This window comes from Microvirga yunnanensis (genome assembly GCF_025460875.1).
In genome coordinates this window covers 1-22168 of record NZ_JAMXFI010000004.1, presented here as the reverse complement: position 1 = coordinate 22168, position 22168 = coordinate 1, and the positions used below count along the sequence as shown (strand labels likewise).

The 22168-nt window shown below is 60.3% G+C and carries 17 protein-coding genes; 8 read left to right on the top strand and 9 right to left on the bottom strand.

The features are described 5' to 3' along the window. Positions 1-100: 100 nt before the first annotated feature. The 3 genes from NF876_RS03145 to metC all read right to left on the bottom strand — a co-directional run bounded on the left by NF876_RS03145 (position 101) and on the right by metC (position 3802). A complete protein-coding gene (locus NF876_RS03145) occupies positions 101-1309 on the bottom strand; it encodes an amino acid ABC transporter permease (protein ID WP_262267396.1) in 1209 nt (402 codons plus the stop codon). A gap of 66 nt (positions 1310-1375) precedes the next feature. After that, positions 1376-2362 carry an amino acid ABC transporter substrate-binding protein gene (locus NF876_RS03140; protein WP_373696616.1) on the bottom strand — a complete coding sequence of 329 codons (987 nt, stop codon included), beginning with the start codon at positions 2360-2362 and terminating at the stop codon, positions 1376-1378. Between the two features lie 234 nt (positions 2363-2596). Next, on the bottom strand, positions 2597-3802 hold the full coding sequence (metC, locus tag NF876_RS03135; protein WP_262267394.1) for a cystathionine beta-lyase: 1206 nt from the start codon (positions 3800-3802) through the stop codon (positions 2597-2599). A 73-nt stretch (positions 3803-3875) separates the two neighbouring features. On the opposite strand from metC, the gene NF876_RS03130 reads away from it, so the two are divergent. Continuing rightward, on the top strand, positions 3876-4808 hold the full coding sequence (locus NF876_RS03130) for a LysR substrate-binding domain-containing protein (protein WP_262267393.1): 933 nt from the start codon (positions 3876-3878) through the stop codon (positions 4806-4808). Between the two features lie 793 nt (positions 4809-5601). Here NF876_RS03130 and NF876_RS03125 read toward each other — a convergent pair. Further along, the gene (locus NF876_RS03125; protein WP_262267392.1) at positions 5602-5913 is read right to left on the bottom strand and encodes a hypothetical protein; all 312 of its coding nucleotides are present in this window, start codon (positions 5911-5913) and stop codon (positions 5602-5604) included. Further along, on the bottom strand, positions 5804-6169 hold the full coding sequence (locus NF876_RS03120) for a TetR/AcrR family transcriptional regulator (RefSeq protein WP_262267391.1): 366 nt from the start codon (positions 6167-6169) through the stop codon (positions 5804-5806). The genes NF876_RS03125 and NF876_RS03120 overlap by 110 nt, the downstream gene beginning before the upstream one ends. A 457-nt stretch (positions 6170-6626) precedes the next feature. Here NF876_RS03120 and NF876_RS03115 point away from each other — a divergent pair, with 457 nt between their 5' ends. The 3 genes from NF876_RS03115 to NF876_RS03105 all read left to right on the top strand — a co-directional run bounded on the left by NF876_RS03115 (position 6627) and on the right by NF876_RS03105 (position 8868). Then, positions 6627-6908 carry a hypothetical protein gene (locus tag NF876_RS03115; RefSeq protein WP_262267390.1) on the top strand — a complete coding sequence of 94 codons (282 nt, stop codon included), beginning with the start codon at positions 6627-6629 and terminating at the stop codon, positions 6906-6908. A gap of 1333 nt (positions 6909-8241) precedes the next feature. Continuing rightward, positions 8242-8523 (top strand): hypothetical protein, encoded by a 282-nt coding sequence (locus tag NF876_RS03110; protein WP_262267389.1) that lies wholly within the window; start codon positions 8242-8244, stop codon positions 8521-8523. A 3-nt stretch (positions 8524-8526) separates the two neighbouring features. Then, positions 8527-8868: an HAD family hydrolase gene (locus tag NF876_RS03105; protein ID WP_262267507.1), complete on the top strand. Its 342-nt coding sequence runs from the start codon at positions 8527-8529 to the stop codon at positions 8866-8868. Positions 8869-9018: 150 nt separating this feature from the next. Here NF876_RS03105 and NF876_RS03100 read toward each other — a convergent pair whose 3' ends face one another. Next, positions 9019-9501 (bottom strand): hypothetical protein, encoded by a 483-nt coding sequence (locus NF876_RS03100; RefSeq protein WP_262267388.1) that lies wholly within the window; start codon positions 9499-9501, stop codon positions 9019-9021. A 197-nt stretch (positions 9502-9698) separates the two neighbouring features. Then, a complete protein-coding gene (locus NF876_RS03095) occupies positions 9699-9836 on the bottom strand; it encodes a hypothetical protein (RefSeq protein ID WP_262267387.1) in 138 nt (45 codons plus the stop codon). 193 nt (positions 9837-10029) lie between these two features. Here NF876_RS03095 and NF876_RS03090 point away from each other — a divergent pair, with 193 nt between their 5' ends. After that, positions 10030-10275: a hypothetical protein gene (locus NF876_RS03090; RefSeq protein WP_262267386.1), complete on the top strand. Its 246-nt coding sequence runs from the start codon at positions 10030-10032 to the stop codon at positions 10273-10275. A gap of 344 nt (positions 10276-10619) precedes the next feature. Here the strand turns inward: NF876_RS03090 and NF876_RS03085 are convergent, their stop codons facing one another. Further along, positions 10620-13796 carry a metallophosphoesterase gene (locus NF876_RS03085; protein ID WP_262267385.1) on the bottom strand — a complete coding sequence of 1059 codons (3177 nt, stop codon included), beginning with the start codon at positions 13794-13796 and terminating at the stop codon, positions 10620-10622. A 647-nt stretch (positions 13797-14443) separates the two neighbouring features. Then, positions 14444-18145, bottom strand: coding sequence for a vitamin B12-dependent ribonucleotide reductase (locus tag NF876_RS03080; protein WP_262267384.1), 3702 nt, complete (start codon positions 18143-18145; stop codon positions 14444-14446). Between the two features lie 963 nt (positions 18146-19108). Between NF876_RS03080 and NF876_RS03075 the strand changes: the two genes are divergently transcribed. From NF876_RS03075 to NF876_RS03065, 3 genes are all read left to right on the top strand, one after another. Next, positions 19109-19339 carry a hypothetical protein gene (locus tag NF876_RS03075; protein WP_210805254.1) on the top strand — a complete coding sequence of 77 codons (231 nt, stop codon included), beginning with the start codon at positions 19109-19111 and terminating at the stop codon, positions 19337-19339. 115 nt (positions 19340-19454) lie between these two features. Beyond that, positions 19455-20543 carry a calcium-binding protein gene (locus NF876_RS03070; protein ID WP_262267383.1) on the top strand — a complete coding sequence of 363 codons (1089 nt, stop codon included), beginning with the start codon at positions 19455-19457 and terminating at the stop codon, positions 20541-20543. A gap of 251 nt (positions 20544-20794) precedes the next feature. After that, on the top strand, positions 20795-22168 hold a 1374-nt coding region (locus NF876_RS03065; protein WP_262267382.1), incomplete at its 3' end, for a M10 family metallopeptidase.

Sequence of the window (22168 nt, the reverse complement as noted above, 5' to 3'; positions counted from 1 at the left end):
GAGACCTCGACCCGGGGTGCCGAAATAGCGCCGAAGCAGCGGCGAGACGGCCGATCCGGGCGCAACCGACTTGGAGGAAAAGTCCGTCACGATCGCCATTTTACCGCTCCACCAGGGCCATTCTGGCGTTAAACCACGAGGTGAACCCAGCCACGAGAGCACTTAGAACCAGGTACACCGCCATGGTCATCGTGACGATCTCGATGGCTCGCCCGGTCTGGTTCAGTGTCGTGCCGAGAAACACGTTCACAAGATCCGGGTAGCCGATCACCGTCGCGAGGGAGGATGCCTTGAGCAAATGCGAGTATTGGTTTGCGAGTGGCGGGATGACGACGCGCATGGCTTGGGGCAGAACAATCAGGCGCATTATCAGACGCGGCGGGAGCCCAAGTGCGGCGGCCGCCTCCCGCTGGCCTTTGTTCACCGATTCGATGCCGGCACGGACGATCTCAGCAATGAAGGCCGCATTATAAATCGTCAGTGCGACGACCAGCGCCACGAACTCGGGGATGAGAACCACCCCGTTCCGAAAGTTAAAACCGGTCAGGACAGGGCGGCTCCAGGCAACGGTCAGCATTGCCAGTCCGATCTCGAGGGCGAGCAGCGCCCCGAGCCCCCAGACGGCGACTTGCCGCTGACGTGACGGTTCAGCCCGCCGGAGTGCGGTCACGGTGAGACCAATGAACGTTGCAGCCATGATGGCTGCCATCAACGATGGTGGCACGGGAAGGGCCCCGGCCGTAACATCCGGAAGGACGAGACCCCGGTTGTTGAGGAAAACCCATCCTCCGAGATCGAGGCTCTGACGCACACTGGGCAGCCCGTTGATCAGAAGCTGCTGCCAGAACAGGACCTGCAGCAGCAATGGGATGTTGCGGAGTCCTTCGACGTAGACAAGAGCCGCGGCAGCCGTCGGCGGATGCTTCGACACCCGGGCTACCCCGATGATAGTCCCCAGCACAGTCGCCAGGATCATGGACACGAAGGCAACGAAGATCGTGTTCAACAGGCCGACGATGAAGGCGCGTCCGTAGGTATCTGTTTCGGTGAAAGGAATTAGGGAGAACCCGATCGCGAATCCGGCCTCTTTCGAGAGAAAGTCGAATCCGGAAGCCAGGCCGCGGGCCTTCAGATTCAGCGCGATATTATGTCCAAGAAACGCCAGCAGTGCGACGACGGCGATAAGTGTGCATCCTTGCCAGAAGATCGAGCCAAGGTTCCGGCGCAGGCGAGGGGGGATACGCGGACGATCTGTGCGCCCCTCCGACGAAGCTTCCACACGGGGTTCCAGGGTTTCGGCAAGCGACATCAGTCCACCCTTTTCGACGCAGATCCGAGCAGCCGGCTTCGGCTGCTCGGGTGAGTTCGCACCGCTTCAGCGCATTGGGGGAGCATACAGGAGGCCACCCTTGCTCCACAGCTCGTTCTGCCCCCGGGTCAGATTGACCTTGCTGCCTGTGCCGAGGTTGCGCTCGTAGATCTCGCCATAGTTGCCTGTGGCGGCGATGACACGGGCGGCCCAATCGTTTGCCAGGCCGAGCTTCGCCCCGAAGTCTCCTGTCTTGCCGAGGAGACGCTGGACCTCGGGGTTTTTGGAGTTGGCCGCTTCATCGGCCACATTGGCCTTTGTGATGCCGAACTCCTCCGCGAGAACCCAGGCATAGAACGTCCAAGCGACGATATCCCGGAATTTGGGGTCGTCTTGGCGCACGACAGGACCCAGAGGCTCCTTCGAGATAACGTCTGGCAGCACGACGTACTCGTCGGCCTTGGGAAGTGCCGCCCGGTTGGCGGCGAGGCCACCCCGCTCGTTCGAGTAGGCATCACAGCGACCCGCTTCCAGGTTGGCCAGGTTCTGTTCCCGGCTGTTCGCGACGATCGGCGTGTACTTCAGGTTGTTGGTCCGGAAGTAGTCCGCGAGGTTGAGCTCGGTTGTCGTCCCGCCGGAGACGCAGATCGAAGCGCCGTCGAGCTCTTTCGCACTTTTGACGCCCAGCGCCTTGCGCACCAGGAAGCCTTGCCCGTCGTAGATGTAGACGACAGGCCACTCGAGTTTCATCTCGGAGTCCCGGGAGTAGGTCCACGTCGCTGATCGGGCGAGAAGATCGACGCTGCTTGAGGTGAGGGCGGCAAAGGCGTTCTTGAACTCAAGAGGGACGAATTTGACCTTCTCGGGGCTTCCGAGGATCGCCGCAGCCAATGCCCGGCAGAAATCGACCTCCAGCCCTGCCCAGTTGCCCTTGTCGTCGAGGGTGCTCATACCGACGGTGGCGCCGGTACTCACGCCGCAGGTGACCTCTCCACGCTGTTTGATGGCCTTTAGGGTATCGTCCTCAGCGGCAGACGCCGATGCTGTGGACATCGCTGCGCCGACAAGCGCCGCTATGATTGGTGATCCAACTCGCATTGTCCTGTCCCGTCTCTGGTTCTTGTGGCCTTCGTTCTGCTTCGATTTGAGCTGTGGAGGCCCGGCACAGCCCAACGATTGTGATACGTGACCGACTGGTGCTGAGAGCGGACCGTTGCGCCCTCCTTGCTGCTCCAATCTGTTGATCCTCCCGGTCTGCTGTAACTCAATCGCCGTTTTCCTTGTCAGTCAGGCTCTCTGGCGCAGCGGCGGCAACGCCTCAGGAGGTTTTTCGGCCGCAAACAGACGAAATGCATTCTCCAGATCCCGCTTCAGGTCATCGATGCTCTCCAATCCGAGGCTGAATCGGACGATAGGCCCGCGATCGTCCGGCGCCACCGCCGTGCGCAGAGGTGCCGGATCGATGACGGCCACGATGCTCTTGGTGCCACCCCAACTCGCACCGATTGAAAAGAACTCAAGCGCTTCGATCACGGAGGCCAAACGTGGTCGGGTCGCGGGGCGCAGGATGACAGAAAAGAGACCCGATGATCCGCTAAAATCACGAAGCCACTGCTCGTGACCGGGGTGGCTCGCGCAAGCCGGATGACGGACTTCCAAGACCTCCGGCTGCTGCTCCAACCAACGGGCGAGGATGAGGGCAGACGCCTCGGCGCGATCGAGACGCACAGACAGCGTCTCGATCCCACGTAGAACAAGAGAACAATCCTCAGGGGACACCCCATAACCCAAGACACGCGAGACATCCCGCAGGCGGCGGTAAAGGCCTTCGTCCCGGACGGCAATGGCGCCCATGAGGACGTCGGAATGCCCGGCGAAATACTTCGAGATGGCTGTGACCGCGAAATCGACACCATAGGCGAGAGGCTTGAAGCGCAGCGGCGTCGCCCACGTGTTGTCCGCTGCGACCATGATGCCACGGGCATGTGCCGCTTCGACGATGCCCGGGACATCCTGGACCTCCATCGTGACGGAGCCAGGGGACTCGACCCAGATAAGGCGGACCTTGTCGTCAATGAGGTCGGCGATCCCACGGCCAATCAGCGGATCATAATAGGCCACGCTGACACCAAACGGCTCCAGGAAGGTCTGCGCAAACGTCCGGACCGGATCGTAAACGTTGTCCGGCAGGAGAACGCGATCGCCGGAACGGGTACAGGAGAGGGTCGTCAGGGCAATGGCGGCCAGACCCGAGGGGACGAGGAGCGCCCTGCTCCCGTTATCCAAGGCGGCAATCTGAGCCTCAAGCGCTCGCGAGGTGGGAGTACCATACAGCCCATAGGAATAGCCATCATAAAAGCTTTCCCGTCGCCGCTGGTACGCATCGACGGTGGGAAACACCACTGTGGAACCGCGATGAACGGGGGGAACGAGACTGTGGAACTCACGCTCCCAATCTCCGGTCAGGTGAACACACTTCGTCTGGTCGTCCATGGGTCAGCCCTTCATTTCCAGAAAAATACTGGGGGCAGGGCGTAATACGCTACTGCATAGAGATGTAGTTTCTATGCGTTTCGGTTATACTCCATCGATGAACCTCACGTTGATCGAAACCTTCAGTGCCGTGATGAAGACGGGCTCGACCACCAAGGCCGCTGCCATCCTGGGGATCTCTCAACCTGCTGTGAGCCGGGCGATGCGGCGGCTTGAGGACACGACGAGGCTGAAGCTGTTCGAGCGTTCCGGTCCCAAGCTGACTCCAACTCCCGAGGCCAAGCTCCTCTATCAGGAAATTCTCGACATCCATGTCGGTTTGGATCGGCTTAAACAGGCGGTCGTCAGGATTAGGGATGTGGGAAGCGGTTCCCTCAAGATTGCGAGTTCCGCGGCTCTCGGTCTGACCTTTCTGCCAAAGGTGATCGAAGGATTTCTCCAGCGGCATCCTAACGTGGTGATCAAGTTCGAGATCGCCTCGTCGGCCACCGTCCGCAGCCTCATCGTCAGTGGTGCGTACGACATCGGGTTGTGTGCGGACGAGGTTGACAGGTCCAACCTTGTCGCTGAGCCCTTTGTCAGTAGCCGTGGCGTATGTGTGATGCGGCAGGACCATCCTCTCAGCAGCCAAACCACCATTGCCCCCACAGACCTTGATGGCACTGCATTTGTGGCGCTATCCCCTGAGGATACCGCTCGTCAGGCGTTTGATCGGGTGCTGGCTGAAGCGGGCGTAAGGCCGCGAATCCTGATTGAAACTCCGTTCTCAGCGACCGTTTGCCAGTTCGCGCTGGAGGGCGTCGGCGTTGGGTTAGCCAATCCTGTCACATTTCTCTCTGAAGGTTACGCGCAGAGGGGTCTGGTAGCGCGTCCCTTCGAGCCTCCGGTCTGGTTCAAGACGATTCTGATCCTGCCTCCCCAGCGCGTTCGCTCGAGGCTCGTCGACGAATTGATTGTCGAGATGAACCAATACCGCGAAAAGCTGCTGGGCAGGGCCGGAGTATAACGAGAGATCGATGGATCCCTTGCGTTGAGAGACGGTAGATTTCCAATTCCTCATCAAGTTCGTTCACGACCACGCGCCGATAATAGTACGGCCGCGCCGCAGGTTAATTGCCGTGTTTTGAGCGCAGGTCTCTCATGTGGAGCGCTGCCTTGTGAACGCAGGGATCGCGCCTGATATCACCAGCAGTGGCTGATTTTAACGCGGTGTCGCCATCTTCCTCCCGGCACTGCCGTGTCGGCCGTTCTCTCTGGAAGGTTTTGACTTTTGTCGGACCTCACCTTTCGCCGGGCCGTTGGCCCGGCTTTTTTCAACTGCAGACCAGCAGCTCCACCCGTTATTGGGTGCTACGAAGATATTCAGCTGTTGCTTGGATTTCAGATCGATGGCTGAAGCGACTGCTTCGCCTGGATGTGGACGTGAGCCAACAAACACCTCTGGGGCTAAATCTGCAAGATCTGGACAGCCGAGCCAAACCGCTTCAGGCCCGATTCAACCGGCTGGTTCGGAACTGGGGCCTGGTGGGCTCCAAGGGTCAGGAGAGGTCGAAATCTTCTCCGACGAGACTCACGCCGCGCAGGCGCTGGAAGGCTGGGCAGAAGCCCGGCGACGCATGGGCTATACTGACCTCTGAGCAGTTGGTGGAGGATCGCTGTGCTGTTCCAGGCAGTGTTCAGCTCCTGGATGGTTCGGCGTCCGGCGTGATGTTACGCAGACCGCGTTGTGCCACCTCAAGCAGCATGAAAGATCGGTGTCGCGACTCCAATCCGGCTCGTCCGCCGTGCACTTGGGGGCTCTACTCAGCGATTCCTCTGAGGAGCAGGCGGTTGACCGCGTCGACGATCCGCTCGTGCTCCTTCTCCGAGAACGGGCTGAGGTCATGCATCTCGAGGCTGTTCAGGCCCTCAATGGCCAGCCAGCCGAGAAGCGCCGCGTCCAGATCGTCTGATGTCGCCTTCAGGTCCTCCAGGGTCGCCTTGATGACCTCGCGCACCGGATCAAGCAGGTGCGGGCTCTCGGCCGAGGCGGCCAGGATGCCATTGGCGACCTCCTTCGTCCTGCCCTGACGCAGCTTGAGCAACGCCGCCGTACACAGGCGGGCTTCCAAGTTGTGACCGGGCTCGGCCTGAGCGCGGAGTGCCTCCCCGCTCTGCCGCAACCTCGTCGACGATGCGCTGGACCATGCCTTGGAGCAGCGCGTCCTTGGTGGGAAAGTTGTAGAGAAGCCCGCCTTTGCTGAGACCCGCCCTTTCGGCCACGGTGTCCAGCGTCAGCCGTCCGGAACCGATCTCACTTACCAACTCCGCAGCCGCGTCGAGAATCCTCTCGCGGGAGCTCTTCCGGCCTCGAACATGTCCCGACATCGCTATCCTTGCGATAAACCCGTCCAGCCGAAACACATCCGCCATATAGCGCCCAGCCTTTCAGTGTCGAGCCGAGAGCGGCTCGGCAATGCCGCTTCATCGTCTCGGACGATCAGTCCAAAGCAGTCTTTTGCGGAGGGGAGACGCAGGAGGGTTCGAGCTGGTGCCCCTAGCATAGGCGTCTGGTTTACGCGCGACCACCCGTGGCCGGATCCAGTGCGGAAAAATGATCTGCGTGAGGATTCGAGTTCGCGATTTTATGACCAGATCAGTGTTTCAGAGATCGCACTCACTGGCTGGACGGCCCTCTGCAGAGGCTTTGGACCTTGTGCCTCTGGCTGATCCGCCTGCAATCGATACCCCGCAAGGGCAATATTAAATTCCTGTGTCTGGTGTAAAGCAGGCCTCAGACACGGTGCATGAGCAATTGATTGCAGGCGCCGGCTCGGGGGTCCTCATGTCATCCATTCGGTACCTGGCTCCGGCCAGAGCACGCGGACGGGATTGCACCTATAACCTGTTCCGCAACAGGCTGCGGCCCGAACTTCTCTGTGCCGTGCCCGAGGACCGCCCGGTCCCGGGCTTTCTTGATCCAGGTGGCTGGCGGTATGAGCGAGCGCTGCGACCATCGGACAAAAGCCCTCCGGGCTTTGAGGAACGGGCTGCCCGAGCCGGTGTGCGGTTCAACGGGTTCTACCTGTTTCAGATCACCGACGCGCGCGCGGAACTGGCAGCTTAGCCCAAAGCTCCTGAGCCTGCTCCAGTGACCGAACTCGACCAGCGAGGGGGACCGCAAGGACATGACGATCTGCAAATTCTGCCAGATCAGCTCCCAACGAACGCCACTGGCTCACCACATGATATGCGTTAATCACTTAAGCGCCGCCTCGAAGAAATAGTGGTGCAGAAACCATCCTAGAATTGATTAACTTTTCGCAAACTCCAGGTGCCGCATCTTATGTGCCCTTAATATTGACCTCCTGCGCACAAAATCTTAGTGCAACATCTTTTCCAGTTTATACTCAGCATATGAAATGAAACGGAACACCAAGCCCTTTTCTGTCGAGATCAAGAAACCCCGCGTTCCTGGTCAGCGTCATCAACCTCCGCCCGGGCGCCTGTTTGAGCTGACATCGATTGAGCCAGCCACGATCGTCCAGAAAGAAGGGCCTCAAGCGCCGGCCAAATTAGCTCCCGCTCCGCGCATCCTGCAGAGCATCGTCAAGCCCGTCTGGGGCAGCACTGAGCCTGTTGGCCGCGAGGCTTCTCCAAAGCAGGACAATCGGGAACAGATGGAACTGGATCTGACCGTAGCCGCGTCAGATATGCACTCGGCCGTGCCGATAGCTGCCGAAGCTGTGGTGCAGGCCGATGTGGCTGACGCTGGGGCAAATACGGCGCCCATCCACGATGTGCATCCCGTGCTGGGGGAGAGTTCGAAGAGGGAGCGAAAGCCTCGGAAGAGGAGCCCCGGAGTCATTGAACAGGTGATACCGCCTGAATCAACATCACGACCGCAGCGAGTGCGAGAGCCAGTGATACTTGAGGTTTTGATGCCTCCGTCACCGGACGCGATCCAGCGCAGACGGACGAAGCGGCTGGCCGAAGCCGCCCAACTTCCGCGCTCCGAGCGTTGGAAGCGGCGCCTTCATCCAGCGTCTAGGTAAGGTGAGCCGAAGCTGGGGCTATGATTGGCCAAGGATACTCTTGACAGGGTCGGCCATGCTCAAGGAGCACAGCGGTTTGGGAACCTTCTAGCTGCTAGAGCCCGAAAAGGAGAGGTTTAGTTCCATAATGTTTGTTACGCAAAATTTGTAATTTAGTTGCGGTTATTGCATCTTTCTGAAGGGACTATCAGCCGACTCTTCCATGCACACCTCTACACTGAAGACCAAATGGTCCTATAATCGCGGATACCCGGGTCGCTACAGGTGTTGCAACCACCTGCTCGGGTCCTGCAGAGTCTAGGATAACATCCCAGGGAGCGTCAGATTCGAGTCTGGCGCTCCCTACCTGTTGGGGGCCCTTCGGGTTCATGCAACAGACATCGCACTCGTTGACCGAGAGGCGCCATGGCACAAGTTCCGATCCATGAGATCAGAGCAGTAGGCTTCGATGCTTTCGGGACGCTGGTCGCGATCACCGACAAACGGCAGCCATTCCGGACCTTACTGCAGGGAGCTGTGACGAGCATCTCGGCCGAGGAGATCCTGACCCGGCCGCTCAAACTGCGAGAAGTCGTGGCGAGGCTGACCCACGAGTTCGGGGAGGGCGATCTCCTGGAGTTGGAACAAGATCTGCAGGCTGAGTGCGCTTCAGTCCGTCTCCGACCTGGGATTGCAGCGATCTGGTGAGATCTGCGCGGTAAAGGTCTACGGATTGGCGTCTGCTCGAACTTGGCGCTTCCGTATGGGCCACCCCTTCTGTCTGCCTTGCCAGATACTCCGGACGCCGTGATCCTCTCCTACGAAGTGGGGCTGGTGAAGCCGGATCCAGCCATTTTCCGTCTGGTCTGTCATCAACTGGGATGTCAGCCGGCCGAAATCCTGTTCGTGGGAGACACGCCGGCGGCCGACATTGAAGGCCCCGGTACAATCGGGATGCCCGCCATGTTGATTTCAGAATCAGAGGCCTCCATGAAACACAATCTGGCGCATAATTCCCAAATGATGGTTCGCGTCGAAGGCTCCAGCCTCTGACCACTGCTTAGTCTGGTGGAGGGTAGGGCTTGGCTGGATGAACTCACAGTCGATCACACAGTCGATGATGGCCCGTCAGCTGCGTTATGGGACGATCAGTAGCCCACGTGAGCGTAACAACGAACACTCGGGTCGCTTCCGGCGCTGTCCTCAGGCCGGCTCAGGCTGCTTCCAGGGAATGTAGGAGATGTAATTGAAGGTGAGAAAGAGCAACGACAGTGACTTCTGCGTGGCGATCCGCAATTCTTCAGGTTCCTTGCTGGTGCTGTGGTATACCAGCAGGCAGCTCAGCCCTGTCTGATCCATCTTCGTTTCAGCCCACATCAGTTCAATGTCGATTGATCCGGGAGTGTGCGTCACCACATAGCCACCGATCCTGTGCGAGGCAGGTACGTTGAGCGTGATCGACTTCTCCTTGCTCTCTTCCTGAAGTTCGATGTTGCCAAGGCCAGGCGTTTGTCCCCGGAGACTGGAGCCTGGCCTTTTGAAGATCCCCGTAAACGAAAACCGGGAAGCGGGAGTGACAGGAATCAGCTCGATCAGGCGGCGCGCGTCATGCCGGGCGAATGTATGGCCGTCCGCAACGAGACGATCGAGGATCGCATTGGCTTCCAAGCGGGCCTGAACGTTCATCTGCTACTCCTCACCGATCAAGCCATCTTTCATCAACAAATATTCCAAGTTCAAACGTTCTTCAGTTGATTGGTCGGGCAGGAATTGGGTCAAGGGGAGCGACCTGCCTCAAGGTGCGTGGGATTGGGCCGCGCTCATCTCACGCTGATCCGTCCCCAGACGTAGCCGAATGACAGGGCTGAGGCTGAGCGTTCGAATCATTGTTCCTGAATGAGTTGCTCAACGAGAAGAGCCTTGATGGCAGTCCTGGGATCGCCACCGCAGGCCTCGATCACGGCCGTGACATCCGCTTCCATCGGATCGGTCTTACAATGTGGTTGTTCCTGTTCAGTCATCGCAACCTCCTTTGGAGGTCGCAATGGTACGGCCTCCTGCCCTGAGTCACCACAGAATTGCTCCCTGTTTGTTCTATAGCTGTGGAATGCGTGGATATCTGCTGATGGGCGATTAGAACGCTCGTGAGATGTTCGCATCGGACCCGTGTGAGGTCTCCATTTATTAGCATTGAGGAACCTTGAGGAGGCTCCGATGGCGGTCATACTGCGCCTGCAATGTGACGACCTTCTGGGTGGACGGATCGAGCGGGAGACGCTCACCGGCCTTGTGACGATCGCCACGGTTGCGCGAGGGGCCGACGGTCTCACCGTGCATGTCACCGACGGCCGGGAGGGGCAGGGCCTGGAGTATCTTCAGGGGCTAAGGGCACGGGACTGTAATGAGTTGCAGCGGCGGATGGGCCGAACGGATGTGACGGTGACAATGCCGACCGGATAGGGCAGGGGCCAAGCAGGAGCCGTCATCAAGCAGCCGCTCAGCGCAAGAAGAGCGGCAGGTAAAGAACACCGATGGTGCAGCCTAATGTGAAGACAGCGGTGATCGCCCCGGTTTCGGATCCTGATCGGCTCCACGGTCTTCGCCCCTTCGAAAAGGGTGATCGGCGGAGCCGTGGTTCTGGAAGATGATGCACTCATAACGCTACCTCACGAATCCCGGCGCGCCCGGCCGCCGGAAGGGCGGACAGGTTGGCGAGGGGCGCGGCCCGAAGGCATCCTGTCCGTTCGCCCGGGAGCCTGGGCTCTTCTCTTCTAGTGTCGGAACCGCGGGCGTTTCTGGAGCACCTATTCAGCAACCTGCTTGGCTTGAAGACGCCGCACGAGGTCCTGACGTTTGTAAGCATTCAGTTGATCGTTCGCGATCTTGGCTCGATCAACTCGGGTGGCGCCCCTGATGCTACCCAGTATGCCAGCCATGACTTGCGCCAGCTTTGTCCGCTTTAGCTTCGGCATCGATCCCAGCGTATAGATCTCGTTTGCCTTCCAGAGCATGCCTTCGAGAAGATAGCGGTTATCCCGGAGATCTGCCGCGAATGCTTCGAGCTGGGTAGGCCAATCTCCCAGCCGGAGGTCCATGCACAGCGAGTGGCGGAAGAACTTGATCAGCTTGGGCTCACCGGACTCGGCTAGCTGAGGTTCGGTGAGCTGACGTTGCAACTTCTCCGTCCCGACGGTCGCAAAGAGCAGCTTGCTCATTGCGTTTGGGAAATCGAGGAAGATGATCCGCGCCACCTGGGACTCGGTGAAATGCTTTGGAACGACGATCTCATAGGCGACCCCGTTCAGCCGCATGCGCCTGTTTCTCGCGAGAAGGGGGATTGCGATCAACGAGGCCGTGAACAGGTTGCCCCAAGCCTCCAATGCACGGCCAAGGTGATGCCGCTTCATCTGATCCGGGATGAGTTCCAGGTTCCGCAGGACATTCGAATAGATGACAAGGCACGTGAAATAGCGGGATGCGGCGTCCCCTGGAACGGGACGAAACACCTCCTGCCGCCCTTCGACGTCCTGTGGAAGGTCTGCCTCCAGCAACTCGTCGCGCTCTTCGTCCGTCAGCGGCGGAGCCTGCAACTGAGCTCCAACCGCATCGAGGATCTCATCGGACGTCCCGGACACCTCTACCTTGAACTTGTCAACGAGGCGGAGGTCGGGCTTCGTCTCAAAGAGGTCGTCGGCAAGCTTGTCGAGCCGTGACCCGATCAGGTCAAGGAGCGCCTCATCGTTGCGACCAATGCTGGCGTAGAACTGGATTTCGTTCACGAAGCTGAGGTACCTTGTTTCATCGAGCACCCATGACCTGAACGCGTCGTTGTCCTTCATGTGCCTTGCAATGAAGAACTCCAAAAATGCCCGATAGCCGAACGAAATATTGCCGTCTGGGCGTTTCACAAAGATGCGGGCCGTGAGGCACAGGGTGATGAGATCTTCAGGATCCTGCGCCAATCCGAATTGGTTCAGGTAGTCCTTGGTGATCCTGTGAAATTCGCCGACGTCGAACACGTAGGTGTTCGTCTGAGCCATCAGCGCGGCCACATGGGACAAGTAGTGGGTCCGGTTTGTGAAGTCGAAGTGCCGGCGCTCTGATTCCTCCGGCGCACGCTTTTCGAGCAGGACTTCGATGAACTGCTCGATCAGGACCGCCCGGTTGATCGGCGTGAAATTGGTGTTGTCCTCTAGGATGCTCAGCAGAATGGTCCCGTTCACTGCGGTGACGGGGATGTTGATGTTTCGGATCTCCGCAAGCACCCGGTCGAGCACCTCATCGCAGTCGAACCGCCGCTCCGAATCCCAGCGTTCGACCAAGGTCCGCATCTCGCGACGGCCGAGCGGACGGATGGAGACCCGTTCGAGAGAAACCGGCAGGTCGGCGTCTATCGCCGAGAGGTAGCGCTCGTTGCGGCTCGCCGGCGCCGTAAAGATGAATCGGTTCTTGGGATTGTTCGTGATGAAGCGGCGAAGGGCCGGGTAGCGCATTGGGTCGCTGATAATTACATCATCGACGAGAAGCGTTATGAGTCCTTCGCTCAGGAGTTCCCGAAGCTGGCAACCCGCCGGCAGCTCTGGAAGGGCCTCCCGGATTAGCGCCTCGATGCGGCCTTCGCCAGGACGTATCTTTCCGAAGTTGATGACGACCGGAACGGTAGGGGTCGCCGCTCGATCAGGCACCTGGACAAGCTTAAGAGCCATCTGCCGCAACAGGGTTGTCTTCCCATATTCAGGGCTGCCTGTAATAACGTAGTTACCATTCGATTTGGCGATCTCCTCGAACGAGATGCTGATCTCGACGTGCTCGGCGACGTCCTCGCCCTCCCGTTCTTCGTAAGTCGGCTTGGTGTACAGAGGCGGAGCCACGAAGATATCGCTCAGCTTGCGGTTGGTCAGCCCTTCATTGAATTCTGCTTCCATTGCCGGACGGGCGACGTCCTGACACCAAATACGCAATGCGGACCGGTCCACGGCGCGCGCGTACTTATAGAAATGGGCCCTGGCCGCGTCGGAGGAATGGAAGATACCCCGGTCAACGAGGTCTACGGCGGCATCGAACTCGCGGCGCTTCTCGTACCACGTGCGGAGGTGAGCCTCGACATGGCCTGTGGCCGGGTCCAGGCGAATAAGCGAGTAGCCGATATACCATTCTCTGGTCGCGTAGAGGGCACCTCCTTGGCTGAACAGGCAAGTGCCCTTGAAGGACCCGATGTGGTGCGGGCGTGCCTCGTGCATATGCCCGAAGAGCTTCGCGCTGAACTTGCCATCCACGGTGGCCAGGAAGTCAGCCTCGTTCCATTCCATGAGCCAATCTGAGGGATGATGCGTGACCAAGACCGCCGCAAACCCATTTGGCACATGGCTAAGGGCTTGGTTGATGGCGGCTTCCGGGATGAGGAGCTTGCGCTCGTCACGGATACTGTCAACACCCGCATAGCCCATCCATGAACTGTTCAGGTCGACGGTCGCCAAGCTGAGATCAGGGAAGGTCTGCACGCTGGCAAATGCGTTCCGGAAGGCGACGCCGGACTCGCTGACGATGTAATCGCGCAGATCAAGGAAGCCCTTGAAACGGGGAACGACGAAATCATCGAGCTCGCCACTTCGATAGATCTGGTTCAACTTCTCGCGCGAGTTCAGATCACGGATGAGGCCATCATGGCGGTGCTTCTGCTTTTGCACCACAGAGCGATGGGTGTCGTGGTTTCCCGCAGTGAAAACAACGCGGGAATCCCCACACCGCGCAGCCTTGGTGAGTGGGTCCAGGAGCAGGTCATAGAAGTAATCGTACACGTTTGGATCATCGGCCCGGTCGACGAGGTCGCCGGAGAACACGATCAGGTCAGGCTTCAACGAGCCATCACTTAGCTTCGTTACGTCGGCCAGGAGCGCGTCGATGATCATGCGTTGATCATCCTCATTGCGCTTCGAGTAGTGGAAATCCGTGAGGTGCAGAATGTTAACGGGGCGGTTCATATTGGCTATAGCTTTCCTGTGGCCGCTTCCTGAGGATGGGCCCTACTGGCCAGTCAGTGAGAGGCGCGAGCGCAGGTGAGGGAGAAATCCCTTGGGTGCTGAATACCGAACCTGTGAGAAGGATTGAGAATCTGGTCAGGCGACCCAGTGACCGGGCGCGGCCGAGATTCATGCTTCGTTCGGCTAGGCGTCTGGCGGCGAACAACATGCTCGCCGCCAGACGCGTGCTCTAGGTGATAGTGCTGCAGCTTTAGTGATGCTGCGGCAACCCGGTGCCTTGATGGATATGGCCCATGGAACTCGCCCGAAGTGGGAAAATTCCGGAGACATCACATCAGATTTGCGGAAGGCAAAGCTCAATTGGGCCGAGCTTCGCCTCACGTTTCACAATCCGTCTGAACGCGGATCGCTTCATCTCAGTTGTGCTCCCTCAGGCCTGGCACTCAATGCACCTTCCTGCACTGCTGAACCCTCGGTCTGACCTCGTTGTGGTCGAGGGCCCAGAGGATCAGACCCACAACCAGCTCAATGAGAAATCCAGCAAGAGTGAGAGCGAAGTGACAAACTTTCCGCGCTGCGCTGCCACTTTACGGGCTGAGGTGCCAAACTCAGCCCGTCTTCACACATAGCCACACCCCTCGGAATAATCACGAGCACCCGGTCGTGCTGCCGCACGTATCGCACTTCAGGCACGTCCCGTTCCGGACCAGCGTGAAGTTCGCACATTCAGGGCAGGATTCGCCGACATAGCCCTTCATCTTGGCCTCGGCGCGCCGGTCGGCGACGGACGGGGCCGCGAAGGCGAGTTTGGCCATCTCGGCTTCTCCGACCGTCTCCTCCACCGGGGCGCCGGCCGGGGCGAGTTCGCCCTTGAGGGCATTCGCGCCGACCGTCAGACCGGGCGAGCGCTGCGTCGCGCTTCCGGCGCTGCCGGCTCCGCCCGGGATGAGCATGAGGCGGTCGACGGAGCCGCGGGTGAAGCCGCGGGAGACGACCGCGGTGGCGGGCGCCGGCTCCGGGGCCTTGGACTGGGCTTCGCCCGACCCGATGGTGGTGGGGCCGGCCTCCGACGGGTCGACGTGGGCGAGGTCGTTGCGGGCGAGATACGAGACCGCGAGCTCGCGGAACACGTAGTCGAGGATCGAGGTCGCCGACTTGATGCGCTCGTTGCCCTGGACGAAGCCCGCCGGCTCGAAGCGCGTGAAGGTGAAGGCCTCCACGTATTCCTCGAGCGGCACGCCGTATTGCAGGCCGAGCGAGATCGCGATGGCGAAGTTGTTCATCATGGCCCGGAAGGCAGCGCCTTCCTTGTGCATGTCGATGAAGATCTCGCCGAGGCGCCCGTCGTCGTACTCGCCGGTGCGCAGGTACACCTTGTGGCCGCCGACCACGGCCTTCTGGGTGTAGCCCTTGCGGCGGTCGGGCATCTTCTCGCGGTCGCGGATGGCGACCACACGCTCGATCACCTTCTCGACGATCTTTTCGGACACATGCGCGGCCTTCGCGGCGGCCGGCATCGCGGCGACGGCTTCCGCCGCATCCTCCGCGTCCTCGTCCTCATCGGCGATGAGGGCGGAGTTCAGAGGCTGCGAGAGCTTGGAGCCGTCGCGGTAGAGGGCGTTCGCCTTCAGGGCCAGCTTCCAGGACAGCATGTAGGCGTTCTTGCAGTCCTCGACGGTGGCGTCGTTGGGCATGTTGATCGTCTTGGAGATCGCCCCCGAGATGAAGGGCTGGGCAGCCGCCATCATGCGGATGTGGCTCTCCACCGACAGATAGCGCTTGCCGATCTTGCCGCATGGATTGGCGCAGTCGAACACCGCGTAGTGCTCGGTCTTCAGGAAGGGTGCTCCCTCGAGGGTCATCGCCCCGCAGATGTGGATGTTCGCGGCCTCGATGTCGGCCTTCGAGAAGCCGAGGAAGGACAAGAGGTCGAAGGACGGATCGTTGAGCCTGTCCGCCGGCACCTTGAGCGTGCCGGTCAGGAAGTCCTCGCCCAGGGTCCAGCGGTTGAAGACGAACTTGATGTCGAAGGCCGATTTCAGGCCCTTCTCCACCGCGTCGATCTTCTCGTCCGTGAAGCCCTTGGCGCGCAGGGAGCCCGGGTTGATGGCGGGCGCCTGCTTCATCGACCCGTGGCCGACCGCATAGGCCTCGATCTCGGCGATCTCCGACTCGCGATACCCCAAAGCTCTCAAGGCATCGGGCACCGCCCGATTGATGATCTTGAAGTAGCCGCCGCCGGCGAGCTTCTTGAACTTCACCAGGGCAAAATCGGGCTCGATGCCGGTGGTGTCGCAATCCATCACGAGGCCGATCGTGCCGGTTGGGGCGATCACGGTGGCCTGCGCGTTGCGATAGCCGTTCTTCTCGCCGAGTTGCAGGGCCTTGTCCCAGGCGGATTTCGCGTGGGCGACGAGATCCTGGTCCGGGCAGGAGGCGTGATCGAGCGGCACCGGGTCGACCGCGAGGCCCTCGTAGCCCGCGGCTTCGCCGTGCGCGGCGCGGCGGTGGTTGCGGATCACGCGCAGCATGTGCTTCGCGTTGGCCTTGTAGTTCGGGAACGGCCCGAGCTCGCCCGCCATCTCGGCGGAGGTCGCGTAGGACACGCCGGTCATGATCGCGGTCAGCGCGCCGCCGAGCGCGCGGCCGGCGTCGGAGTCATAGGGAAGGCCCATGGTCATGAGCAGGCCGCCGATATTGGCGAAGCCGAGGCCCAGCGTGCGGTACTCGTAGGAGAGCTGCGCAATCTCCTTCGACGGGAACTGCGCCATCATGACCGAGATCTCGAGCACGATCGTCCACAGGCGGCAGGCATGCTCGAACGACTCGGCGTCGATCTTGTGGTTCTGGCGGTCGAAGAACTGCAGCAGGTTGGCGGAGGCCAGGTTGCACGCCGTGTCGTCCAGGAACATGTATTCCGAGCACGGGTTCGAGGCGCGGATGCGGCCGCCGGCCGGGCTGGTGTGCCAGTCGTTCATGGTGGTGTTGAAGTGCAGGCCCGGATCGGCGGACGCCCAGGCGGCGTGGCCGATCTGCTCCCAGAGGTCGCGGGCCTTGAGGGTCTTCACCACCTTGCCGTCCTTGCGGGCGGTGAGGTGCCAGTCCGCATCGTTCTCCACGGCGCGCAGGAAGTCGTCGGTGAGCGACACGGAGTTGTTGGAGTTCTGGCCCGAGACGGTCAGGTAGGCGTCGGAATCCCAATCCGTGTCGTAGATCGGGAAGTCGATGTCCGTGTAGCCCTGGCGGGCGAACTGGATCACGCGCTTGATGTAGTTGTCCGGGATCATGACCCGGCGGGCGAGCTTGATCTCCTTCTTGAGGGCCGGGTTCTTCTCCGGATCGAAGCAGGCGTCGCCCTCGGCCTCGCAGTTCACGCAGGCCTTCATGATGGCCTTGAGGTGCTTGTTGCCGAGCTTGGAGCCGGTCACGAGGGCGGCGACCTTCTGCTCCTCCTTCACCTTCCAGTCGATGTAGCTCTCGATGTCCGGATGGTCGACGTCGACCACCACCATCTTGGCGGCGCGGCGGGTGGTGCCGCCCGACTTGATGGCCCCGGCGGCGCGGTCGCCGATCTTGAGGAAGCTCATGAGGCCGGACGAGCGGCCGCCGCCGGAGAGCTTTTCACCCTCGCCGCGCAGCTTGGAGAAGTTGGAGCCGGTGCCGGAGCCGTACTTGAACAGGCGCGCCTCGCGGACCCACAGGTCCATGATGCCGCCCTCGTTCACCAGGTCGTCCTCGACGCCCTGGATGAAGCAGGCATGGGGCTGCGGGTGCTCGTAGGCCGACTTCGACTTGGTCAGCTTGCCGGTCCTGTAGTCCACGTAGAAGTGGCCCTGGCCGGGACCGTCGATGCCGTAGGCCCAGTGCAGGCCGGTGTTGAACCATTGCGGGGAGTTGGGCGCCACCATCTGGTTGGCGAGCATGAAGCGCAGCTCGTCGTAGAACGCCTGCGCGTCCTCCTCGGACGAGAAATAGCCGCCCTTCCAGCCCCAATAGGTCCAGCAGCCGGCGAGCCGGTCGAAGACCTGCTTGGACGAGATCTCGGAGCCGAGGCGCTGGTCCTCCGGCAGCTCGCTCAGCGCCGCCTCGTCGGGCACGGAGCGCCACAGCCAGGACGGGACGTCGTTCTCCTCGACTCGTCTCAGCCGGGCCGGAACGCCGGCCTTGCGGAAATACTTCTGGGCCAGCACGTCGGACGCCACCTGGCTCCAGGTCTCCGGCACCTCGATGTTCTCGAGCCGGAAGACGACCGAGCCGTCCGGATTGCGGATCTCGCTCGTGGCGAGCCGGAAGGCGAGGGAGGAATAAGGCGATTGGCCGGTTTTCGTATAACGCCGCTCGATCCGCATAGGTCACATTCCTAAGTTCTGGGGACAAAACATCCCCATGGCCGCGATTTGCCCCGCAGCTCATCAGCCCACAATTGTTGTTCGACGCCCCAACGATCCGTTGTTCCCGGATCGCCACTCGCAACACGCCTGAGTTACGGCCTTCCCGAGGCGCCACAGGTCACGCGGCAATGCGATTGCCACGGGGCTCTGACGCTCACTCTGGGGAGTTTCAACCGGCCTATTCGGGTCGGTCACCGGTCTCTGGTCGGTACCCCGGCAAGCTAGTCGTGTTGCGAGCCTTACGTCAAGAACTTGTGTCGTGGCTCACGGTTCCAACTATATATAGTGTGGAGAGTGTTAAGAATGTGGAAAACTAGCTAAGCCACAGAGACTCCTCTGAGAATCCGTTCCGGGTTTTTCGGCCGGCCAAGCTTCGCCGGCTGAGAGTCCCGTCAAAAGGAGCCCAGATGTTGTGCCGGCGCATCAATCGGGCGGGCAGGGGGCAGGAACCGAGGAAAGGTCCTTGAGAGCACCGAAATCCAGGGAATCCCTGGTTTCCGGGATAATTCGTGACTGCAGCGCTTCCGTCCGAATCGAACCGACAAGTCGCGAAGCTTGAAGACGCGAGTGAGTCGTGAAGCGGTCTAGTGGAGGAGAGGGCTGTCGAGGCGGGAGACTTGATCCTAAATCGCCTGCCTCAAGCTCTCGAAATCATGTGAAAGTTTACCGGTATTTTCCCTCACAAGTTGAAATATTCTTTGTGCTCTCGGAGACATCATGCGCCTCTTGCGTCTACCTAGGAATATTGTAACATTGTTCCCGTGGGACGCTCGAAGGACTGTTCAACGGGTCCATGAATGGGGGGCGATCTCCACTGCAGCAAGCAGACCAGGAGAAATCAATGGCAGACAATCTGTCGAGAGCGATAGAGATGCTTGAGGCCATGGTCCTCGGGGGGCTACGGCGGTTCAGGTTAATTCCTTGGAGTTTCAGGTTGGTGCATGGGGCGGCGGCTCAGGAGGCAGCAGTTCGGGCGGCGGCTCCACTGGGAGATCAGGGGATGATGAAGAGGACGAGCTGAGCGACGAGGAACTCCATGAGGCGATGACTGCAATCACCACCTGGCTGTTCGGGTCCATCTTCACCTCGATTGGGGAGGATGACGGCGTCGAATATGATCTTCAAAACCTTCTTTACGAGGCCAAGCGGTGACGAAGTCGACGGCGTGACCGAGAACGGCATACCATACGGGATCAAGGGGGGCTTCTTTCCGTTCCCAGCCTCTCCGCCTACGGCAGGTAATTGGCAACCTCCCTCGGGGTGGGCGATGGCCAACCCTGAAGTTATGTATCTCGGGTTAAGTCATTACGCGGGCATCGAGAACAATCAGCTCATCTACACTTTGGATAGAGTGGATGGTCAGTGGATTCTAAAGTTCTTGGACGGTCGCGAATTCGGCTTCGTCCTGGGCCCGGACGAAAATACCTACTGGGCGCCCAGGGGCCCGGACGGCAAGTTCCCAGATCCTGGTTACAGGCTCCAGCTGAAAGTTCACGATGATACCGGCGATTACGCGATAGAGATTGTATCAGGCTCGAGCGGCGACGACGTCCTTCATGGCAGTGGTTACCTAAATGGCAATGACGGCAGCGACACGCTCAATGGAGGTGCCGGCGGCGATGTGTTCAAGGGCGGTGCCGGCAACGATGATCTTGCGGGCGGTGCGGGAGCTGACATTCTCAACGGCGGCACGGGCCACGACTGGCTCGACGGTGGCACCGGGGCCGACCTGATCGACGGCGGCGAGGGCTGGGACGTGGCCTCGTACCAGAGCGCCACGAGCGGCATCACGGTCGATCTCACCAGCAACGCCAATGCCGGCGCGGCCGCCGGCGACAAAGTCCTCAACATCGAAGTGCTGCAGGGCTCGAACTACGCCGACACGCTCACGAGTGTTGATCGCGGCGGCGGCTCGGGGGCGCAGCTCTACGGCGAGGGCGGCAACGACACCCTGTACGGCTGGGGTGGCGGCGACTACCTGTTCGGCGGCAGCGGCAACGACTGGCTCGACGGCGGCTTCGGCAGTGATGTCCTGAACGGCGGCGAGGGCTTGGACTCCTTTGCCTTCACCAGCGCGCTGGGCACCGGCAACGTCGACACGATCCAGGACTTTGCTGCGGGCGACACCATCGCGCTCGGCTCTGCGGTGTTCGCGCAGGCCGGGTCGTACAACCTGGCCGGCACGGCGTTCAAGCTCGGCACGGCGGCCACGACGACGGCGCACCGGATCGTGTACGATCAGGCGACGGGCGATCTGTTCTACGATGCCGACGGTGTGGGCGGCGCGGCGCAGATCAAGGTCGCGGTGCTCGCCAACCATGCGCAGCTGAGCGCCGCCAACTTCCTGATCTGGTAAGGGAGCGGCAAGGGTGCGGGGCTGGGGTGAGGTTTGCCTCAGTTGCACCGGGCCCAGCCCTCAGTGCCAGAGACCTCATGGTCTCGTCATAGGAAACGTATGAGACGGAGAGGGCGCAGCGAAAGCTGCGCCTTTCCTGTGCGTGAACGGAATCGGCTTGACGATACATAGCGGTCCGACACGTATTAGGTGCTGGAAACGATACGATATAATGTGTAAAATTCTGAGATACGACGCACAAGGAAACGCCCATGACCCTCTTTAACAACACCTACGCCCTTCTCTCGGGTTATTCCTGGTCCACGCCGGTCATAGGCTATTACTTCCCGGATTCCCTCGACGGTTATCGCTACAAATATTCGTTCATGGATGGTTTCGCACCCGTCGGAGCCGGAATCCAGCAAGCCGTCCGCAACATTCTGGAAGGGCCTACGTCCGCGCCCCAATCCGGGGATTACATGACGCTCACCTCCGCGAGTGCCGTGGCCAATCTCGTTTTCTATTCAACAGGCAGTTCACGCTCTGATATCGCGGTCGGGCGATCGTCAGAACTGGAACGGCCGACAGCCTATTATCCGAAATTGGCCCCGTCCGATGGGCACGCCGGCGACGTTTGGCTGCACGACGGCGTCACGTCAGGAGGGGTAGGAACCTATAGTTACCACACGCTTCTGCATGAGCTGGGTCATGCGCTCGGGCTCAAGCACGGTCATGAACAGGCTAATACCAACAATCCCTTCGTTCTCACCCCCGATCGCGACTCTATAGAATTCTCCGTCATGACCTATAGAGAGTATGTCGGCGACGAGACTCCCGAGGGGACCAAGGCCGCGATCTTTCCTCAAACCTTGATGATGTATGACATCGCGGCCCTGCAACACCTCTATGGCGCCAACTTCGACACCAACAGCACGGACACCGTCTACAAATGGACGCCTGAGAGAGAAACCTTCGTCAATGGTGTCCAAGTCGGCCACGCCTATAATATTTTCATGACGGTGTGGGACGGCGGCGGCATCGACACTTACGACTTCAGCAGCTTCGATCAGGGGATGACGATCGACCTAAATCCTGGAGCGTGGTCGATCGTTTCAACCCGTCAACTCGCGCCGCTTGGCGATGATAAATTTGCCCAGGGCAATATTTTCAATGCGCTGCAATACAAAGATGATCCCCGCTCTCTGATCGAGAACGTCATCGCCTCGTTTGCAAACGACAGAATCATCGGAAACGCCGCTGATAACCGTCTTGATGGCGATTACGGCAAAGACAGCCTGTCGGGCGCTTCCGGCAACGATACGCTCATCGGCGGCGAGGGCAACGATTGGCTCGATGGCGGTACCGGGGCCGACCTGATGGATGGCGGCGCGGATTGGGACGTGGTGTCGTACAAGACCGCTTCGAGTGGCGCGACGGTGGATCTCACCACCAACGTCAATGCTGGCGCGGCCGCCGGCGACAGGATCATGAACGTGGAAGTGCTGCAGGGCTCGAACCACAACGACATGCTCATCGGCATCGATCGCGGCAACGGCAACGGCGTGCAGCTCTACGGCGAAGGCGGCGACGACGGCCTCATAGGCAAGGCCGGCGGCGATTATCTCTTCGGCGGCGCCGGCAATGAC

Coding starts and splice junctions, on each gene's coding strand:
- metC (WP_262267394.1), bottom strand. CDS start 3,802: ATGGACGACCAGACGAAGTGTGTTCACCTGACCGGAGATTGGGAGCGT.
- NF876_RS03095 (WP_262267387.1), bottom strand. CDS start 9,836: ATGACTGAACAGGAACAACCACATTGTAAGACCGATCCGATGGAAGCG.
- NF876_RS03090 (WP_262267386.1), top strand. CDS start 10,030: ATGGCGGTCATACTGCGCCTGCAATGTGACGACCTTCTGGGTGGACGG.
- NF876_RS03100 (WP_262267388.1), bottom strand. CDS start 9,501: ATGAACGTTCAGGCCCGCTTGGAAGCCAATGCGATCCTCGATCGTCTC.
- NF876_RS03130 (WP_262267393.1), top strand. CDS start 3,876: ATGCGTTTCGGTTATACTCCATCGATGAACCTCACGTTGATCGAAACC.
- NF876_RS03120 (WP_262267391.1), bottom strand. CDS start 6,169: ATGTCGGGACATGTTCGAGGCCGGAAGAGCTCCCGCGAGAGGATTCTC.
- NF876_RS03085 (WP_262267385.1), bottom strand. CDS start 13,796: ATGAACCGCCCCGTTAACATTCTGCACCTCACGGATTTCCACTACTCG.
- NF876_RS03115 (WP_262267390.1), top strand. CDS start 6,627: ATGTCATCCATTCGGTACCTGGCTCCGGCCAGAGCACGCGGACGGGAT.
- NF876_RS03145 (WP_262267396.1), bottom strand. CDS start 1,309: ATGTCGCTTGCCGAAACCCTGGAACCCCGTGTGGAAGCTTCGTCGGAG.
- NF876_RS03110 (WP_262267389.1), top strand. CDS start 8,242: ATGGCACAAGTTCCGATCCATGAGATCAGAGCAGTAGGCTTCGATGCT.
- NF876_RS03070 (WP_262267383.1), top strand. CDS start 19,455: ATGGCCAACCCTGAAGTTATGTATCTCGGGTTAAGTCATTACGCGGGC.
- NF876_RS03140 (WP_373696616.1), bottom strand. CDS start 2,362: ATGTCCACAGCATCGGCGTCTGCCGCTGAGGACGATACCCTAAAGGCC.
- NF876_RS03080 (WP_262267384.1), bottom strand. CDS start 18,145: ATGCGGATCGAGCGGCGTTATACGAAAACCGGCCAATCGCCTTATTCC.